This is a genomic window from Longimicrobiaceae bacterium (genome assembly GCA_035696245.1).
Classification (GTDB): Bacteria; Gemmatimonadota; Gemmatimonadetes; order Longimicrobiales; family Longimicrobiaceae; genus DASRQW01.
Genome location: DASRQW010000326.1, coordinates 1 through 19,192 on the forward strand (window position 1 = coordinate 1; position 19,192 = coordinate 19,192).

The 19,192-nt window shown below is 71.3% G+C and carries 15 protein-coding genes; 8 read left to right on the plus strand and 7 right to left on the minus strand.

Annotation, left to right across the window (positions count from 1 at the left end):
• The 5 genes from VFE05_15125 to VFE05_15145 all read right to left on the minus strand — a co-directional run.
• A partial coding sequence (locus VFE05_15125) for a hypothetical protein (GenBank protein ID HET6231404.1) occupies positions 1-290 on the minus strand: 290 nt, incomplete at its 3' end.
• 761 nt (positions 291-1,051) lie between these two features.
• Positions 1,052-2,251 carry a type II secretion system F family protein gene (locus VFE05_15130; protein HET6231405.1) on the minus strand — a complete coding sequence of 400 codons (1,200 nt, stop codon included), beginning with the start codon at positions 2,249-2,251 and terminating at the stop codon, positions 1,052-1,054.
• 6 nt (positions 2,252-2,257) lie between these two features.
• A complete protein-coding gene (locus tag VFE05_15135; GenBank protein HET6231406.1) occupies positions 2,258-4,003 on the minus strand; it encodes a GspE/PulE family protein in 1,746 nt (581 codons plus the stop codon).
• Complete coding sequence (locus tag VFE05_15140) at positions 4,000-4,749, minus strand: lytic transglycosylase domain-containing protein (GenBank protein ID HET6231407.1); 750 nt, start codon at positions 4,747-4,749, stop codon at positions 4,000-4,002. The genes VFE05_15135 and VFE05_15140 overlap by 4 nt, the downstream gene beginning before the upstream one ends.
• A 254-nt stretch (positions 4,750-5,003) precedes the next feature.
• Entirely contained in the window at positions 5,004-5,660 is a 657-nt protein-coding gene (locus VFE05_15145; protein ID HET6231408.1) for an HD domain-containing phosphohydrolase, read from the minus strand.
• Positions 5,661-5,772: 112 nt separating this feature from the next.
• Here VFE05_15145 and VFE05_15150 point away from each other — a divergent pair, with 112 nt between their 5' ends.
• The 7 genes from VFE05_15150 to VFE05_15180 all read left to right on the plus strand — a co-directional run bounded on the left by VFE05_15150 (position 5,773) and on the right by VFE05_15180 (position 13,359).
• Positions 5,773-7,554: a hypothetical protein gene (locus VFE05_15150; protein ID HET6231409.1), complete on the plus strand. Its 1,782-nt coding sequence runs from the start codon at positions 5,773-5,775 to the stop codon at positions 7,552-7,554.
• Positions 7,551-8,360 carry a hypothetical protein gene (locus VFE05_15155; GenBank protein HET6231410.1) on the plus strand — a complete coding sequence of 270 codons (810 nt, stop codon included), beginning with the start codon at positions 7,551-7,553 and terminating at the stop codon, positions 8,358-8,360. Before VFE05_15150 ends, VFE05_15155 begins: the two co-directional genes overlap by 4 nt.
• A gap of 374 nt (positions 8,361-8,734) precedes the next feature.
• A complete protein-coding gene (locus VFE05_15160) occupies positions 8,735-9,322 on the plus strand; it encodes a hypothetical protein (protein HET6231411.1) in 588 nt (195 codons plus the stop codon).
• Between the two features lie 304 nt (positions 9,323-9,626).
• Entirely contained in the window at positions 9,627-10,016 is a 390-nt protein-coding gene (locus tag VFE05_15165; protein ID HET6231412.1) for a hypothetical protein, read from the plus strand.
• Between the two features lie 162 nt (positions 10,017-10,178).
• On the plus strand, positions 10,179-11,360 hold the full coding sequence (locus VFE05_15170) for a hypothetical protein (GenBank protein ID HET6231413.1): 1,182 nt from the start codon (positions 10,179-10,181) through the stop codon (positions 11,358-11,360).
• Between the two features lie 32 nt (positions 11,361-11,392).
• Positions 11,393-12,511: a hypothetical protein gene (locus VFE05_15175; GenBank protein HET6231414.1), complete on the plus strand. Its 1,119-nt coding sequence runs from the start codon at positions 11,393-11,395 to the stop codon at positions 12,509-12,511.
• Entirely contained in the window at positions 12,508-13,359 is an 852-nt protein-coding gene (locus tag VFE05_15180) for a hypothetical protein (GenBank protein HET6231415.1), read from the plus strand. Before VFE05_15175 ends, VFE05_15180 begins: the two co-directional genes overlap by 4 nt.
• Positions 13,360-13,402: 43 nt before the next feature.
• Here the strand turns inward: VFE05_15180 and VFE05_15185 are convergent, their stop codons facing one another.
• Both VFE05_15185 and VFE05_15190 read right to left on the minus strand, forming a co-directional pair.
• Positions 13,403-15,337: a hypothetical protein gene (locus VFE05_15185; GenBank protein ID HET6231416.1), complete on the minus strand. Its 1,935-nt coding sequence runs from the start codon at positions 15,335-15,337 to the stop codon at positions 13,403-13,405.
• A gap of 1,019 nt (positions 15,338-16,356) precedes the next feature.
• A complete protein-coding gene (locus VFE05_15190) occupies positions 16,357-17,457 on the minus strand; it encodes a PilT/PilU family type 4a pilus ATPase (protein HET6231417.1) in 1,101 nt (366 codons plus the stop codon).
• A 160-nt stretch (positions 17,458-17,617) separates the two neighbouring features.
• Between VFE05_15190 and VFE05_15195 the strand changes: the two genes are divergently transcribed.
• Positions 17,618-18,901: a hypothetical protein gene (locus VFE05_15195; protein ID HET6231418.1), complete on the plus strand. Its 1,284-nt coding sequence runs from the start codon at positions 17,618-17,620 to the stop codon at positions 18,899-18,901.
• Positions 18,902-19,192: the final 291 nt, after the last annotated feature.

Sequence of the window (19,192 nt, forward strand, 5' to 3'; positions counted from 1 at the left end):
GCTCCCACTCCAGAACTGCACGTGTCCACGAGCACAAGCAGTCCGTCGACGCCGGGACCCACGGTGGTGCGGTGCAGGTCCTTGATGAACTGGACGAGATGGAACGAGGTATCGGAGGTGGGAGAGACAGAAGCGTTGTAGGGCTGGAAGAAGAAATCGCGATCAGGATCATTTTCCGCATGCTCACCGTGTCCGATGAAGGCCAAGACAAGCATCTCTCCTGCTTCCGCCGCACCGCGGTAAGCATCGCTGACTGCCGCTTTCAACTCAGCAACGTCGGGGTCCAGCACCAAGCCTCCGGAAGCGAGTGCCGGCACGCACGCCCCCAGTTCGGGAGTGCACAGAACTTCGTAGAGATCCTGCGCCACTGAGGGGAGAAAGTCGAGGTGAGGGTATTGCCGACATTGTGATGCGATGATCAACGCCCGCCGGTTTCCGATACTCGCGGCTGTCTCCTGCGTTGCTCGGCCGTCCCGCCGTTGTGGGACCGGAGAAGGGAAGAGAGGTATCAATTTGAACTATGTGTGGGAGAGGCTGGAAGTCATGCGGCGAATAGATGCGCTCCAGCAACGACACTGTCAACGCCCGCAACAGCACCGCACGGCTACCGGCACTCACTGCTCACTCCTGTGGCCCTGTAGGCTGAACCAGGTCCGTTCAGCTGGCACTTAGCCGGAATTGGGGAGGAGGTCGGCGGAGCCATCCTCAAGCCCTTCGCATGGGTCGTCGTGGCTGAGAGGACGTGCCAACTCGGCGGTTAGTCGTCGCGGTGCTAAGGAGGCAGGTGAAATCCGAACACCGGACAACCTAGAGTCAGGCACTCCCCGTGCTACTGTCGGCCGTACTGTCCGTTGATTGCGCTTAGATGCTCCACGGGCTGGATCGTCATCGGCAGGTTGCGCGCGCCAAGTGAGCAAATACCTTCTCGCGCAGCTTTCTGGGATGGCGGCTGTTTGCAGAAGCTCCTGCGACGACAATTCACAGTCCGTGATGTAGAGAATCGCAGCGCCTCGCTTCCGCGGTGTGAGTTGGCTGCTGTCCCTTCTGCTACTCAACCACCCGTGACGGCCTGCATCGAAGCAGTCATCAGCGCGTACACGCCGCCGACGAGCAGTGCCACCGGGACCATGATGACGATGATCGCCAGGGGCTCCAGCCTGCTGGTGAGCTTGTCCACGCTGTACGAAGTCTCCTCCTCGTAGTACTCCGCCAGCTCCCCCAGCATCTCCCCGAGCCGGCCGCTTTCCTCGCCGACGCGCACGAGCTTGCTCGCGATCGGCGCGATCCCGGCGAGCTGCATCTCCTGCCACAGCGGCCGGCCGTGGCCGTGGCCGCGGGAGACGGCGCCGAGCTGGGCGCGCAGCTTCCGGTTGCCGATCGTCTGCGCCGCCATCTCCACGGCCGCGGCGACCGGCGAGCCGCTGGAGTAGAGGATCGCGAACAGCCGGGCCCACGCCGCCAGCGCGGCCTGGGAGAGCAGGGTGCCGAGGATGGGGATGCGCAGCATCGCCCCGTCCACCCGCGTGCGCAGCCCCTCACGCGTCCGGTAGGCTCGCACGCCAATCCACCCCAGCAGCAATCCCCCCAGCAGCATCGCCGGCCCGGCGACGGTAAGCACGTGGCTCGCCCCGAGCATGATCCGCATGATGAGCGGAGCTTCGGCGCCGGCGTCCGCGACCGCTTTCGCGAAGCGCGGCACCACCACGTAGAGGATGAGGATGGAGACCACCGTCCCGACTCCGAGGATCGTGGCGGGGTAGGCCAGCCCCTTCACTACCTTTCGGCGGGTCTCCTGCGAGCGCTTCCGGCTTTCCGCGAGCATGCGCATCACGTCCTGCAGGTTGGCCTGCTCGCCGGCGCGGACGGCCGCGACGTACACGGGGTCGAAGACTGCCGGGTGCTCCGCCAGCGTGTCCGCGAGCGAGCGCCCGCGCCGCACGTGCACGCTCACGTCCCAGAGGACGCGCTCCATTCGAGGGTCCCCCAGGTCGTCGCGCGTGACCTCCAGCGACTCCTGCAGCGTCAGGCTGCGCAGCAGGGACGCGGTCATGCGCGTGAACAGCAGCACGGAAGCCGGCTTGGGCTTGCCGCTCCCCCATTCCCGCGACAGGAAGGACGGCCGGATGGAGGAGACGTGGACCTGGTCGCGGCTGGCGAGCGAGTCCCGGGCGACCATCTCGCTGGGTGCCTTGATGCTCCCGGACACGGGCTCTCCGAGGGCGTTCACCCCCGCGTAGTGGAACGTTGGCATGGTGGCTCAGGTCTCCTTGAGGACTTCCTCGATGGTGGTCTGCCCCTCGCGGATGCGCGCCCAGCCCGCCTGCCGGAGGGGCTGCATGTGGTCGGCGAGACCCGCGGCCGCGATCTCCTTGTCTGGCCGGCCCTGCGCGATGAGGCGCCGGATCGTGTCGTTCACCTCCAGGATCTCGTAGAGCCCGACCCGGCCGCGGAAGCCGGTGCCGCCGCAGGCGTCGCAGCCCCCGCCGCGCATGAAGCGCATGCCGCCCAGGCGCCGCGGCTCGACCTGGGCCAGGGACAGGGCGGAAGGGTCGGGATGGTACTCCTCCTTGCACGCCGGGCAGATCCGGCGCACCAGGCGCTGGGCGATGACCAGACGGAGCGTCCCCGCGACGTTGTAGGGCTCCACCCCCATGTCCAGGAGGCGCGACACCGCGCTCGCGGCGTCGTTGGTATGGAGGGTCGAGAGGAGCAGGTGGCCCGTCATCGCGGCGCGCGTCGCGGTCTCCGCCGTCTCCGGGTCGCGGATCTCCCCGACCATGATGATGTTGGGGTCCTGGCGGAGGACGGAGCGGAGAACGGAGGCGTACGAGAGGCTGGTCTTCTGGTCTTCGGTGCGCCGGATGTTGACCTGGGTGACCATCGGGACCCGGCGCTCCACGGGGTCCTCGATCGTCACGATGTTGGTCTCCGGCCGGGCGAGCGCGCCCAGGATGCCGTAGAGCGTGGTCGACTTTCCCGATCCCGTGGGACCGGTCACGAGGATCATCCCCCAGCTCTGCTTCATCGCCTGCTCGACCAGCTCCAGGTTGCGGCCGGTGAGGCCGAGATCGGCGAGCCCCAGGGCCTGCGCCTTCCGGTCCAGGACACGGAGGACAGCCTTCTCGCCCAGGACGGTGGGCAGGGTGGAGACGCGGAACTCGACCGTGCCGCGCCCGCTCGGCAGGGTCAGCCGGCCGTCCTGGGGCACCATGCGGTTGACGCTGTCCATCCCCGTCGCGCGCGCCTTGATGTGGCCGACCAGGTCCTGCTCCAGCTCGGGGGGGAGCTTGTTCCATTCGCGCAGCACGCCGTCCACGCGGAAGCGGACCCATCCGTAGCCGGGGAAGAACTCGATGTGGACGTCGCTGGCCTGCTGCCCGACCGCGTCGCGCAGGATGAGGTCGGTGAGCTGGGCGACCGCGGACGCGTGGACTTCGCGGTCGAGCGTAGCCCCGCGGCCGTCTCCGCGGCGCCCGGCCTCCGTGGCCGCGCGCTGCGTGAGGTCGCCCACGTCCACCACGTCCATCTTCGGCTCCTCGCGCTCGCGAACTGCGGCGGCGATGCGCGCGTACACCGCATGGGCGTCGGCGAGGACGGGCTGCGGCTGCAGGTCCGCGCCGAAGATCCCCTGCAGCTCGGCGAGCATCCCGAGGTCGAACGGATCGCACACGGCGATCTCGACGGCACGGCTGGTCCGCGCCAGCGGGAACGCGCCGAGCCGGCGGGCGACCTCCGGCGGGAGCATGTCTTCCAGCTCGCGGTTGCGAGGGTAGTCGTCGGGATCCGCGACCCGCTCCCCCCGGAAGAGCTCGGCGAGCGCGGCGCGGGCGTGCTCCACAGCGACGCCCGAGGCGCCGAGGAGGTGGTCCAGCAGCTCGGGGCGCCCGGGATCGGCCGCCCGCGCGGCTTCCGCCTGCCGGACGTCGGCCTCGGAGACGTGGCCCTGCTCGCGGAGCCACGCGACCGCCCGGTCCTGGCGGCCGGAGGGGTTCATGGGGGTCATGGCGCCGGCGCTGGAAGGAGGGTGCGGGACGGCGGGGACGGCTGCGCCGGGACCCGGACCGGCCACCGCCGGCCGGGAGGGGTGATCCCGCGGGTCAAGTGAGGATTCAACTCCCGGAGCGCGGACGGGTCGGTGCCCAGGCGGTGCGCCACGGAGTCGAGCGCGATGCCGCCTGGGACCCAGACTTCACGGAAGCGGAGCGGAAGGCTCTCCCCGGCCTCCACGCCCCAGCCCCGCGGCGCCCGCCCGACTCGGGCGGCGGCGAGGACGTGCGGTACGTAGGCCCGGGTCTCCGCCGGGAGCGTCCAGCGCCGCGACCAGAACGCTCCGCGCGCGCGGCCCGCGCGTCCGACGCCCGCGTTGTACGCGGCGAGCGCGGTGTGCCAGTCGTGGGTCTCCCGGTAGAGGTCGGAGAGGTGGCGGGCTGCGGCGTTCGTCGCGCGCACGGGATCGCGCCGCTCGTCCACGTAGGCAGAGACCTCCAGCCCGTACGCTCGCGCCGTGGCCGGCATCAGCTGCCACATCCCCGCCGCGCCCGCCCGGCTCGTCGCCTCGTTCTTCCACTCGGACTCCACCCAGGGCAGAAACGCCAGGTCGCGGGGGAGCCCGCGCGCGGCCATCGCGCCCTCGATCAGCGCGCGGTACCTCCCGTACCGCCGCAGTGCGGTCCCGCTCTCCGGGTCCGTGGCGAGATGGACCGCCCAGCGGTCGACCTCCGTGGCGGGGTCCTCGTGTCCGCGGCGCACTCGCGCCTGGGCATCCCTCAGCAGGACACCGGCGTGGGGCGCCGGTGCAGGCGGGCCGGGCGCGTTGTCGAGCGGCTGTGCGGCAGGGAGCGCCCGTGGCGAGCGGCGCGGCCCTGCAGCCGAAGGAACCGCGCTCGCTGCGGCCGTGAGGGCCGGCGACGCTGCGCCCGGAGGTGCGGCGGCTGCCCCGAGGACGGCCGCGGCGGTGAGCAGCGCGAGCACGGCCGCGCCGTAGCGGAGCTCGGCTCGGGGACTCACAGGACCAGGGGAAGCAGGGCGTCCACGACGGCGGGGTCGAGCGCGGTGCCGCGCATCTGCCGCACGAGCGCTGCGGCCTCGCCATTCGTGAGCGCGGTGCGGTACGGCCTATCGTGGGTGAGGGCGTCCCACACGTCCGCGGCGGCGACGATCCGCGCCGGGAGCGGGCTCCGGTCCCCCGCGGTGCCATCCGGGTAGCCTCCGCCGTCCCAACGCTCGTGATGGCTCCGCGCGACGGTGGCCGCGAGGCGAAGCACGGGGTGCCGCGCCTCCCCGAACAGCCACGTCGCCACACAGGTGTGCATCGCGAGCTGCTGCCGCTCCGTGGCGGAAAGCGGACCGCTCTTCACCAGCAGTGAGCGGGGCAGCACGACCTTTCCGAGATCGTGAAGCTCCGCTGCCGAGGCGAGCTCCGCGGCGAAGGACGCCGGCAGCCCGAGCTCCCGGGCCAGCGCGCCGGCGAGCGCGGCGAGGCGGCGGCCGTGTCGCGGGTCGGGGTCGCCGCTCCTGCCGAGCGCCGCCGCCCGCGCCAGGAGAGGCCCCGGCTCGGCCGCGTCCATCAAGGCGCCGTCGAGCGCCAGCAGGCGCTGGCGAAGCCGGGCGAGGCTGAACGGATTGCGTGGCGGGGCGGGGCAAGGAGGGCAGGCGAGCATTCGGTTCGATCAGGCCTGGGGGGAGTCGGCGCGTTCCCGCGGAAAGCGAACGGGGTACCACGTTCGCAATGACGTGGTACCCCGTCCGACTGCCGCGGAGACGCTCGGCCCGATGCACGAAACGCCCACCCAGGCCCCCCTCGCCCCCGCCGAAGAAGAGGTGCGCGTCGTCCTCCGGGCGCTTCTCGGGCGCCTGCTGGCGATGGAGCCGGAGCGGTACAGCCCCCTGTACGTGGGGCCGCTCCGCCGCGCCGAGCCCGTCCGCCGCGCCCTCGCCGAAGCATTGGCCCGGAACGGCGGAACCCTCGTGGGCGCGGAGGCCCTGTGGGAAGGGGGACCCGCCGATGCGGTGGGACTCGCGCCGTTGCGGGCGGCCGCGCAGATCCTGCGCGACGGCGCCGGGCGGCGCTGGGTGATCGTCGGGGAGGAGGATCCCGATCAGCTCCCGCCCGAGCTGCTGGCCCGGCTCGACGAGGTGGGCCTGGTCTACGACACCCGCCAGGTCCCCGCTCCTCCCGCGCGCCCGTCCCCCCTCGGCCTCGCCATCGCGGAGCATGCCGGCCAGGGCGGTCCGTGGCTACTGCGCGTCGCCACCGAGCCCGACGCCGCGTCGGTCGTCGCGGCGGAGGCGGCGCTCCGGCTGCGGGTCCTCGGATACGCCGCGGGGGCCGTGTGGGAACCGGGGCCCGACGGCGACGCGTCGTCTGCCGTCATCCCGGCCTCGGAGCGTGCGGCGCTCGTGTGCACGCTCGATGTCCCGCTGACGCCCGACCGCGCCGCGGCGCTGGTGCGCCGGGCGCAGGAGCAGTGCGCCGCCCTTGTCCTGGTCGGGCCGGCGTCCGCCGTCGCCTCGGCCGGTGCTGGAGCGGACTGCCCCTCCACCTGGGTGCGGGCGGCGCCGGAGCCGGTGCCAGACACCGTCCGGAGCGCCGCATGGCCACCTGCGCGGGAGGTGCTGACGGGGGCTCCCGAGCCCGGCGCCGAACGCGAGCTGATCGCCGCGATGGGCGTCACGCACCGCGAGCTCAACCACACCGTCCGCTCCGCCGCGTCATGGGAGCGCCCGGGGTACCTGCTCGTCTTCACGCCCGAGCGCTTCGGCTGGATCGCCATCGACGGCCGCGACGGCGTCGTGGGGGCGTGGCGACTCGGCGAGCCGGCGCGCGCGCGGCAGGAAGCGGACGACCTCCTGGGGCGGGTCCGCGCCATGTCGCTCTGGGCCGGGAGCCGCGCCCTGTTCGTCGCCGCGACGCCTCCCCTTCCGGAGCGGGGGCCCGGACCCGTGGTGCTCGTGGACACCGTGGACCTGGACATCCGCCGCACGCTGGACGAGGCACGGGAGGGCAGGGTCCAGCCCGGTTCGCTTCCGCCGGACCCCGTCGGCCTCCCGCCCAGCCGCATCGCGCGCGAGCTGCTGTGGTGGGGTCAGGGGCGGCACGCCCAGGAGCTGCTTCAGGCGGCGGAGCGCGCGAGCCCGTGGGGGATCGAGGAGGAGCTGCTCCTCGGGTACCTGAGCGCGGAACGCGACCCGGGCGAGGCCGCGGCGCGCCTCCAGCACGCCGCCCACCGCCTTGCCAGCGATCTCGGCGGCGCGAGATGGGGCCAGCACGTCGACGCCACCCTCGCCGCGCTCCTGCTGGACGTACGTGCCCACCCCAACCGCGCCCCGCACGCGTGGGGCGTGGTGGACCGCTGGATCGAGAGCCTGGGCGAGGAGTGGATCGGGACGGCGCGGCGTGCGGCCGTGGTCTACGAGCTCGCCGCCCGCGCCGGGGAGCTCGACCGCGCGGCGCGGTTCCGGGACCTGGTCCTGCGGTTCGCGACGCCGGGCGACGAGCTTCCGGGGTGGGTGGAGCGCAGCGACCCTCTCCCCCTGGCCGGGGCGGCGAGGTGAGCAGCGCCGTGGCCCGTCTTGCGGAGCCGCCGCCGCGGCGTGCGCCGGAGCTGCCCGCGCTGTCCTTGGACGAGGTGGTGGCGCTTCGGCTTCCGCTCTGCTTCGTGGTGGAGCCCGACGTGATGTGGGCGGAGCAGGCCATCGAAGCGCTCCTGGACCACGTCGCGGGAGAAGGCCCCGGTCAGGGGGGTGAAGCGGTGGTGGCGCGGTGGACGCGCGGTCGCGGGTGGGTCTGCCTCGGCGGATTCGGCTTCGCCCTCGCCGGCGGGGAGGCTCCCACCGGGACGGTGGGCGACGAGCTCGTCCGCCTCGCCGGCGTGCTGGCGAGCGGCACGCGCCGCGGGCACGGGGCCCATCCTCTCGACGGGGCTCTCTTCTCCATCCGCGGGCTCCAACCCGAGCTGCAGCACCTGGTCACGGCGGAGATCCTGGTGGACCTGGTGCGCCAGCTATCGGAGCGCGGTGCGACGCTCGTGGTCGAGCTGCACGGGGTGCCGGAGCCCTGCGGCGCCTGGGGGGCTGCCGCCCGGCTCGGTCCCGTGCTCGCTCTCGATCCCGCACCGATGGAACGCTATGCGGCCGCGATCAGCACCGTCCGAGACGCCGCTGCGGCGATGCACGCGCCGGAGCCGGATTCCGGCGATGTGGTGGCGCTCTTCGCGGGCCTGACGCAGCTCCAGGCGACGGCGGCGGCGCGGGTGACCCGTAGCGCGTGCGAAGCGCCGCGTCTCGGCACGGCCGTGCTCGACATCCTGGCGGCATCGTGCGAACGCGTCCGGTCCGTGCTGGAGGGCATCGCCGAATGAGACCGCCGCCGGTGTGGGTCTGGGCACTCCCCGCGGCACTCGCCGCCGGGGTGCTCCTCGGCGCGCGGCGGACGCAGGACTGCGCTCCTGCCATGCCGGGACGCGTCGAAGGTTCCCCACGGGCTGCCGCCGCCATGCCTCCCGGGCCGCCCGCCCAGCCCCAGCTCATCGCCCCCGGAACCCCCGTCCCCGCCGGCCCAACCCCGATCGACACGGCGGGATGGGGTCCGGACGGCGGCACCTACCAGCCGCTCCTAGGGGCCGCCGCGCCGGGAGACACCCTCCCGTCCGCGCCGGCTGGACCGGGCGCCGAGGGTGCCTGGGACGCAACGCCGGGCCATCCGGCACCTCCTCCTCGCCTTGCACCTGAGCGGGTGGCGGGTGGCCCCGCCCAGGAACTCACCCGCGGCGCTGCGCTCGCGCGCCCCCTGATCGCTTCCAACCTGGGAAGCGGCCGCCTTTCCTTCTACAGCGCCTGGGACGCGCCGGCAGAGCGGGCGTCGCTGGTTGGTGACTGGGCGGCCGTCGGGAGCTGCAGCGCCACGGTCCGGCTCGGCTATGAGCAGGCCGTGCCGGGGCTCGGGGCGATGCGCGGGGCAGGGAAGGCGGACCGTTCCCCGGGCTGGGACGTCGCGATCGTCGTTCCGCGGCAGCACTGCACCGGGGCCGGCGCAGCCTGGCGTGCCGCGCGTGCGCCGCGTCCCGATGAGGCGGCGGCGCTCGCGCCCCTGCTCGGCGGCGACCTACCCCGGACGGTCGTCGTCGAAGGGGAACGTGTGTGGGCTGCGTCCGGCCGACGCGCGCTGGTCGCCCGCCTCACTGCGGGGCGAGCCGTCGAGCTCTGGTCGGAAGCAGCGCCCGACGGTGCGTCCGTGCGCCTGTTGGGCCGCTGGCAGGGCGAAGGCGTCTGGATCGCCGTCCAGCCCGGTGGCCGCATCGCGCGCGTGTGGCGGGTCGGCTGAGTTGTGGTCCCGGATCACTCGTGTTTCCACCGCTTCCAAGGAGATTCCGATGTGCCGTCTGCTCGTTGCCCTGGCGCTCGCGTGCGGCGCGTGCGCGGGGGCGCAATCCGCCGAGTTCGGGCACCACCCATCCGCGGCGGTCCGGCCGCAGGATCCGTGGGAGGCATCCGGGCGGACTGGCGATCAGCCTGGCTCGCGCCGCGACCCCGCGGGATACCCGGATCCTGACAGCCAGCGCGCGCTGCCCCCTGCCGCACCGAGGGACACCGCGGGCGGGTCGCGCGGCGCGTTTGAGCAGCGGCGGGTGCTGGCGGGCCGTGGGCGGGCCTTCATGGCGGGGATCGCCGCATCGACGGGCGTATTTCCCCTCCGCGACCTGACATGGCCCGGCGACGCCCGGGTGAGCGAAGCGGGAGGGGACAGCGTCGCTTTCGCGACCGCGTGGATGGCGGGGAGGCAGATCGCCCCCGACGAATGCACGCGAGGGGGGGCACGCAGGGCCCTCCGCCTGGTGGGCGTCTTCCGCGCCCGCGGCGAGGCCTTGCTGCTGGAGGGACGCGTGGAGCAGCAGGACGAGCGTGTATGCGTCCCGGGCACTGCCGCGCATGCCCACCTCACCGCGTTCATGGACGACCTGGAGCTGTATGCCCGCGGGGTGGTCCGCGAAGGAGCGGCGGTGCCGGACCGGGGCTGACACCGTTCCCACGCTCCCGGGGCGGGGTACCACGCAGCGCCGGGTCACGGTCCGGCGCCTCCATCCCCTCCGCCCGTGTCTCCCATGTCCATTCGGTCGCTTCTTTCCACTTTGACCCTGGTTGCCGTCGCGTCCCCTTTGTGGGCGCAGCTCCCCGCATCCATGGGCACGGCCGCGGGCCTCGCCGGGACGGCGGTGACGGAGGCGCGCCGCGCCGACGCGGCAGCCTGGAATCCCGCCCTGCTCGGGATCTACGACGGCCCCGTGCGGACGAGCTCGATCCTCGGCCTCGATGCCCGCGCGCTGCCGGGCGGCGAGATCTTCGGCGCCGCGGCCAGGCTCGGTCTCGTGGGAGGCCACGTCGAGGCCACGCGGCTCGGGTCCCTGGGGAAGCGGATCCCGTGGGGGGCGAGCTCGCTGGATGCCGCGGCGCAGGTGCGCTGGGTCGCCGTCCAGAGCCGCGATCTTGGGATCACCGTGGACACACGGTACACGACGTCGGGGGCCGTCCCCACCGCCCTCGCCGCGGACCTGGGCGCGCGCGGTGTCGGCCCCGATGTCTGGCGGGAGCGGCCGGTCTCCCGCTCGCTCACAAGCGTGCTGACGGTCGGAAAGGGGAGGTACCTGGGCGAGTTGCCGGTCCTCGGGCGCGTATGGACGGGGGTCGCGGTGAAGGGCTGGTGGGCACACACCGTCGCGCGGGGGAGCTTCGAGGCGGACCTGCCGTCCGCGGAGGTCTATCGCGAGACCGTGCTCGGGAACGCGGGCGGCGCGGGCGCGGACGCGGGTGTAGCAGGATTCGCGGCCGGACGGCTCTGGTACGGCCTCTCCGTCACCAACGTGTACGCCACCAGCTTCCGTCCCGGCCGGGGGCCCCGCACGCGAGCCGTTCAGGCCGAGGTGGCCGCGGACGGCGGGCTCACGCTGCACGAGACGCTCAGTCCCGTCATCGCGGACGACGACCCGGATGCCGGCGCCGTAGCGCACGCGAAGGACCTGTGGGACGAGACGCGGTTTCCGTCCGTGCTCCGGGTGGGCGCCGCGTGGCAGGCGGGGTGGGGCACGCTCGCGGCCGCGGCCCTCGAGACGATCCGGAGCGGAGGGCTCGATCCGTCGGGCGTGGAGGCGCCGCGGAGCGTTGCGTGGCACGACGCGGCGAGCCGGTTCCGGCTGGCGTACGGATGGGGGAAGGATCGGAGCATCGCGGAGGCCGCAGTCTCGCTGGGGCGGTGCGACCGGCGCTGGACGGCAGGTCTTCGCCGCGCCGCGGGGGGCAGCTACGGGCTCACCCTGGACCTTTCGCTGTCGGACTTCGCGTGTAGTTTGCACGCCGGAGCCAGGTGAAATCTGGCATTTCCCGCATACGAGAACTGATCATGGGCGTTCCCCCCGCTACTCCTCCCGGTGAGGATCCGCACGCGGCCGACGCGTGGGCCGAGACCCCCTTCGACACCGTTCTGGAGCAGGCGGAGGAAGCGGTCGCTAGCGGCGATCTCCCCCGGGCCTACTTGCTCGTGGAGACGGTGCTGCGCAGGCCATCGCTTTCGGTCCGCGAGACGGCCGACGCGTGGGACCTGCGCCTCGGGATCGCGGTGGCCGAAGGTGACCAGCCCGGGGCGAAGCGGGCCGTGGAGGAGATGGCCGCCCGGCTGACGACCGGAGAAGTTCGCCAGCGAATCCGGATGGCGTGGCAGGGCCGCGCTCCCGATCCCGAGTTCGAGAACGCGCTCCTCGCGCTCGCGTCCAGGGGCGGGACTTCGGCGCCGACGTCCGCGGCACTGCGGCCGGCACCCGACGCATCCGTCCAGAGGCTGCTCGACGCCATTGGAGCCGATCCCGAGCTCGGCGACGTGGGTGCCCCGGATCCGGAAGCCGTCGCGCTCTTCTCCGGCGGAACGACGCTCTACGGGGTGGAGGAGCTGCGCTCGCCCGTCGAGCCGGAGCGTGTCCATGAGCTGCTGGCCGACGACGGCGCGGACGGCGCGCTTCCCCTCCTCGCCGGGACGGAGCTGGCGAGCCGCACGCCACGGGAGATCCACCGCATCGTCGCCGACCATCCGGGGGCGAGCGGCCGTGAGCTGCTGAGGCGGTACGCGTCCGAGCAGGCCCGCCGCACGTCGCTGGACGAGCTGCAGCACTCGTACGACCTGGCGGTCGAGCTCTTCGGACAGGAAGCGTGGGAGGAGGCCGCGCACCTGCTGCTGCCCGTGGCGACGATCGAGAACCCCGAGCGGGTGGGTGGCCTCGAACTCCTGGCGAGGGCACTGTTCGAGCTGGACCGGCTCCCGCAGGCGGAAGCGTACCTCAAGGAGGCCGTGCCGGTCGGCCGGCAGCTCCGCGACCCCGCGTATGCACCCCTCTTCTACTGGCTGGGAAAGATCGCGGAGGAGCGGGGAGACGCGGGCGGCGCCGTGGACTACTACGCATCGGCGGTGAAGCTCGCGCCGGACCTGGTCGAGGCGAAGCGCCGGCTGCAGGCGCTGCTCGCGCTGTGAAGGACGTCGCCGCGTCGCTCTACCGGATCTTCCTCGCCGACGCCCACGCGGCCGCGCGGGCCGGTGAGCCGGAGCGGGTACTGGAGTGCATCGGGCTCGCGCTCGACTTCGTGCCGGAGACCCAGCGGGAACGGGTGCTTCTCGCGGCCGCGGACCTCGTGCCCTCTGTAGGTACGGCCGCCCCGCACGGCTCGTCCGGTACGGCTACCGTGCCCCCTTTCGTTCTGCGGGTCAGCCAAGAAGCATGTCCGTCTCGTGAGCCCCGGATTACGTGGGAGCTGCGTCCCCCCGAGGCCGTTCGTCCGTCGGGTCCAGGCGCGTCGTTCGTACCGCTGGATGGGACTCTCCAACGCAAGCGATCTGGCACCCGGCGCGTTGCAGCGGTCGCGGTCCTACTCGTGGTCGTGGGCCTGGCGCTCGCCGCGAGGGTGCGGAACCACGTGCCGGGCGAGCGGATCCTCGCGATCATGGGGCGCGATCCGATAGCGGGAGCGCGCGAAGCGATTCAGCGCGGTGACGCAGAGGAGGCGCTGCGCCTCGTCGCACCCAGTGGGGACGACGCAAACGGCGAGGTGTGGTTCCTCCGCGCCTCCGCATACGAGGTCCAGGCCGACCGTGCGAACGCGCTCCACGCGCTCACCGTGGCCGCGGCCCGCGATGGTGAGGATGGAAGGTGGGCGATGGCCGCCGGCGACAGGCTCGTGAAGATGGGTGCCGTCTCGGAGGCCGCGGATGCCTATCTCTATGCGGTCACGCCATCTCGATCAGCTGCAGAGATCGAGCGCATCGCGCGCGTGCAGGAACTGGCTGGCCACTCCGACCGGGCTCGGCGCGTTCGGAGGAATTGATCCCGGCTGCGGTCCGACAACCTGCCCGCAACGGCGTACCATTCTACAGAGGCACTTGCACCTCTCGGAAATTCACGGCGGGGAAGTGCGGTGGAACTGCACCTACTGACGGGGTTTCCGCGTTCGTGTCCGGTCGCCCGATCGCTTGACCGGAGGCGGTTATTACAGGCAAGGCCACGCCCGGAGCCCCGCCGGCCGTGCGGTATGCTTCAGGGATCTCAATCGAATACGAAGCACCACCGCCGGGACCAGAGAAATGCTGAAGGACAACCAACATCTCGTCCCCTCCCAGGAGAGCGTTCAGGTCACACTGTCGCTGAACGGCTTGGGATGCGCGGCTTGGGCTGAATGCGCCCTCTATTGATCGGGCCTCGCGCGGGACCAATAGCGGGGTTTTGATGGTGTGCGAATCTGGTTCGCCGTTCCTGCGAATTCGATATGTGCCGGGTGCGACGAGCACGGCACCGGTTAGCCTCCCGATCGAGAGCCCAATTTCTCTTCGCCTCGGATCGTCCTCGAGTTCTCGACAGCTCTCTGCCAGCACCCGGACAGCGCCAGGCATCCGAATCAGCCTGGCGTGATGGGAATGCGACGTGTGCTTGCCCACCCGAAGCAGGTATGCACGTGCGGCCTTGTGGAGACTGGGATTACGGGAATTCCATCCGATTTGGAACGAGTTCCAGCGGGCCGGCTGAAGGTCGCTGTCCCCCCGACTCAGGTGGTTGACCAGGTAGTTAGCCACCTCGGGCTCGGCATCGGCGGCTGCCTGGAAGGCGACCCGGTAGGGATCTTTGTCGTCGATACCCATTGCCGCGAGCCAGCGGTCTAGGGTCATGTCGGCGCCCGGTGATTGGAGAGCCGTGATCGCGATGATCGCTCGGTGGGTCGCCACGGCCTGCAACCGGACAAGAAAGTCATCAGCATCCCCATCCTGAGCAGCGCTCAATACCTGTGCCCACTCGCGCCAGCGGGCAAACGGTATGTCTGCGGGCGCAGCGTCTCCAGCCCACCAGCTCGCTGTAGCAACGTGCGAAAGAATGAACGATTGCCACCCCATGCCAGCGAGAAGAGGGGGCTCCATGGCCAGCAATCGAGCGAACGCGCCAAATGCTTGAACCGCCAACGAGTGGAGAATTGAATGCATCTCGTCAGGCGTCCCAAGCTGCTGCAGAGCTTCGTGGATGAAGCCGAGAGGCCCATCGATCCGTGAGTCACGAGCATCTTTCGCAAGCAGCGTGAAGTCAGAGGCTCGGAGTAGCGCTTGGGCGACAAGGTAATCAGAGATCGCCGGATGGGGGAAAGCATAATTCGGGTATAGCGCTTCTGGTACTGTGGAGTACAGGAAACCATCTCGAACCAACGTCCCGGCATCCGGTTGCTCCGTCTCCGGGACGTTGTACCGAGCAGCAATCTGTTGAAATACCTCCACCTCTTCAACCGTCATCCGCATCGCCTTGGGCCAGACGGCCATAGCAAAATCCCCATACAGGCGGGGAAAGATCACCTGGAGATCGTCCGAAAAAGATGCCTGGATGATGAGATGTCTGATGAGCCGAACGAGTACTTCGGAGCGTTGGAGGGAGAGGATCTTGGGAACAGCCTTGGGATCGCCTTGGCTGACTGCAACAAAAGCGGCGATCATCACGAAGAGCGTTGTTCGCATTGCAAGATGCGTAAACGCCCTATCCGCGGCCGTATCCCCCAAGTCGGGCTCCAACCCGTTGGCTCGACAGAGGCTGATAAAGAACTCGAGCGCGAGTTCCGGCGTAATGACCTGTGGGGTGATGCACGCCGCACGCATCTCGAGGCCAGAGCCGGGTGCGTCTCGCGACGTGACGATGATTCGAAGTTCAGGCGCGTCGCCGAAATGGTCCGCGACGAACGAGTCGACGAAATCGATACACTCGGCCAGGCCACTAACGGTATGTAAATCCTCAATGACGAGGACCACGCGGCGTCGCCAGACTGCGAACGCCAATGCCTCCGTGGTCCTTAAAGGTCGCAGGAGCTTGCGTGTCAAGCTTCTAGGGGCGTGCTCGATCGACCTCCGCTGGCCGACTCGGGCGGCCAAGACGATCTCCTTCCAGAGAGGACGCGGTGCGGGACCTTCAGTGCGTGGACCGAGCTCCGACGCTCGCAGTCGGAGGATCAAGTCGGCCAGGCCCTTGTTATATCCAAGCAATTTGTTGAGGAGGTGGGTCTTCCCCGTTCCCGCACCGCCGTGGATGATCGTCCACCGATTTGTGCACTCCCATAACGGTCGCAGCGGATCCCCGCTTGCGTCACCTGCCCGAAGCATCGGAACCGCCCAGGGCTTCCTATCTGCGAGCTTGAGCCCGGCGTGGAACTCGGAGGTGTCTACGCTGAAGTCGTCGGTGAGAGGATCGCGGCGAAGGGTTCGGAGCAAATGCCATGATTCGAACCTGCCAAGCAGCGTTCTGCGCCAACCTCGGGGGGGGATCCGTGCGTAAGTGTCGATCGACGTCGAGTTCAACACCTGGTCAAGCTTGGCCCGCCGAAGATTCATAAATGCAACCACGCCACCGATGACGGCCGTGGGTAGCGCTATTAGTGCAGTGCTAAGGCTGACGACTGGCTCAGTCAGGCACTGGGACGGGGTCGACCAACACGTCCGGAGGGCGCCTTCTTGGGCGAGAACATTCAGAAGCTCGACTATCATTCGAATCCCGGTGTGCGCGACGACCACCCTTGAGGATCGTGAAGTTGTGAGGGTACAGCACAATCGGCTTGGTACGTAGATCGAAGTTGCAGACTTCCCCGGCTGAACCACACCCAGCATTGCCGAATATGTGACGGGGTGATCCGACCTGCTCCCGGTATATCGGAGTTGAAGCGGGATGCGGTAGGCTCGGACTCACTGCGTCCGCACATGGGAGAGTCCCACGCGTCAAAATACGGGCTGTTGTTCGGGAAGCCAAGGGAAACGCAGGCTATATGTGGTGGCGTCTCCTCTGCTCGTGTCCTGCGCGAGCCATCTCATGCCCGACGGAACGCGCCGGCGGCAGCTTGCCCCGTAGTGAGACGCCGGTCCACGGATTTTACGTCGTTCGCATGCTCACGCGCGGCATCGTAAGGGATCTGTCCAGCGGCGACGAGCTCGGCCAGCGACTGCTCCAGCGTCTGCATCCCTTCCCGCCGCCCCTCCATCGCCGAACGGATATCCGTCGTGTTCCCTGACGCGATGTTCGCCGCGATTGCCGGCGTGTTAACCAAAACCTCGAACGCCGCCACCCGCCGCCCGTCCACGGTCGGCACCAGCCGCTGCGTCACCACCGCGCGGAGCGCCTCCGCGAGCTGCGCGCGCACCTGCCCCTGACGCGCCGTCTCCACCATCCCCACCATCCGGGTGATCGCTGACACCGCATTGATGGTGTGCAGCGACCCCATCACGAGATGCCCCGTCTCCGCGGCCTCCAGGATGAGCTGGAGCGTCGCCGCCGTCCGCACCTCGCCCACCACGATCACGTCCGGATCCTGCCGCACCGCGTCCTCCAGGGCGCGCGTGAACGTCTCCGTGTGCACGCCTACCTCGCGCTGCGTGATCCGGCAGCGCCGCGGCGCGTGCGCGTACTCGATGGGGTCCTCGATGGTGAGCACGTGCCCCTCGCGCGTCCGGTTGATCGTGTCGACCAGCGCCGCCAGGGTCGTGCTCTTCCCCTCGCCGGAAGCTCCCGTGACGAACACCAGCCCGGCCGGTAGCCCGGCGAGTCGCGTCACGACCTCTGGGAGCCCCAGCGCTTCGGCGGTGGGGATCTCGTGCGGGATCCGGCGGACCACGGCCGCCACGCCCGTGAGCGTGTGCGAGGCGTTGATGCGGAAGCGCCCCAGCGAGGGAACGGCGTAGGCGAAGTCGATGCTCCGCGCGGCCGCCGATTCCCACCGGCTCCGGTCGGCGGGCGACATCGCGGCGACGAGCATCGCCTGGATCTGGCCGGCGGTGAGAGGCCCGGTGTCCATCGGCAGCGGGGTCATCTCGCCGGCAACGCGCAGCCAGGGCATCTCGCCGGCCGCGAGGTGCAGGTCGCTCGCTTCGCGCTTGGCGGCCGCGTCGAGCAGGAGGTGGAGCGGTTCGGACATGGCAGCGTTCCCGGGCTGGGCGTGCGGGGTAAAAACGGGGGCAGATGGACCCGCCCCGCCCGGCGGTCTCTGCTTCCCGTGATACCCCGCAGGCCGTTGTCGAGGCCGCTCACCCATGCCCCTTCCGATGATGCTTCGAGCTCTGTGGACCCTTGGTGCCGTGGCCCTGCTGGCAGGCTGCGGCGCGTCCGCGCGGGGCCCCTTCCTGCAGCCGGGTCCCCTCGGCCCCGAGAACGGCGACGTCCCCCGGACCGCCGGCCGCTGGCTGCCTGCCGCCCGGTACGCCGCCCAGCCGCATGGCGGCCTTCCCGCCGCGTTCTGCCCGCGCGCCGGGCACGCGCCGCTCGCGGGCGCCCACCTCGCCGGCATGGGCAGCTACCGCGCCCTGGTCGCCCCGCTGGCCCTCGGCACCGGGATGCCGCGGCTGAGCGAGCAGGCCCTGTCGCACGGCTACTTCGGTGCGCCGGGCGTGGCCGGTACGCTCGGCGACGCCCTGGCGCGCGAGAGCGGCGGCGCGTTCCGCCTCTCCTCCGAAGTCCTCCCCGTCCTCGTCGATCCCGACCCCGCGTTCGACGGACGCGCGCCGCGCCCGGACGAGCTGGCGGCGCTGATCCGCCGCGCTCTGGAGTCGTGGTCGCGCCAGGCGGACCTCGCCGCCTACGACAACGACGGCCCCGACGGCATCCCGGGCTCGCCCGACGACGACGGGACGCTCGATGCCGTGTGGGTGGTCGTCGAGGGCGGGCAGCTCTTCGCGCCCTACACGCTCCCCGGCGGCTTCGAGGTGTCCAGCCGCGGACGCCGCCTGCGCACGGGCCCGGTCAACCTCCTGCCCGCGCCCCGCGGCGTCCTCCCCGACCTGCGGGTCCCCCTCGACCAGATGCTCGCCAGCCTCGGTTTGGCGCCCACCGAGCGGTTCTTCCCCGCCGGCTATCCGCGCACCGTGGCGACCCACGGCCGCGCCCGCCTCGGCTGGCTCCCCGTCGAGCCCGCCGGCGGCAGCGACGATCCCGCCGTCCACGAGGGCGCGGCGGTGCTCGTCCCCCTCTCCGACCTGCCCGTGGACGCCGGCGCCTGGCTCGTGGAGCGCATGCGGGACCATGTGCTCACGTCGCGCATCGCGCTCCGGCCCGACGGCGCCTACCAGGTGACGGACAGCGAGCGGTGGGACCGGGGCTCCGAGCAGGTGCTGCCGCTCTCCTACCACCTCGGTGCGCGCGGGCCCACCGTGCTCGTGCGCTGGGACGCGGCCGCGCCGGACCCGCAGGTGAACGGAGCGCCCGTGGACGAGGCGCGGGCGGCCCGCCTCGCCGGCGGCGCACCGCGCACGGACGCCCCGGTTCGCCGCGCCGGCTCCGAGCCGCAGGTGGCCTATCGCTGGGTGCGCCTGGGGACGGACTCCGTCCAGGTGGCGATCGGCGGCGCGCCCCTCGTCCTCCCGTGAAACGCGGGCCGAGGCTTCTCCCGCGCGGGAGACTCCTGGCGCGGTGGTGGAGGACGGCGCGGGAACCGGCCCGGGCCACCCTGGCCTGGGCCGGTTGCGCAGGAGTCCTGGCCGCGGCGGGGTGGACGGTGGGTGCGGCAGGCCGGCCGGAGGCCGCCTGCGCATCGGAAGCACGGTGGACGCGGCCACCGCCCGCGGCGGCGCCACACCACCAGCCTGCCCGGGGCGCCGCCCCGTACGCCGCCGACGTGCCGGTGCTGCACGCCGCGGGCGCGGGGCGGGAAGCGGAGG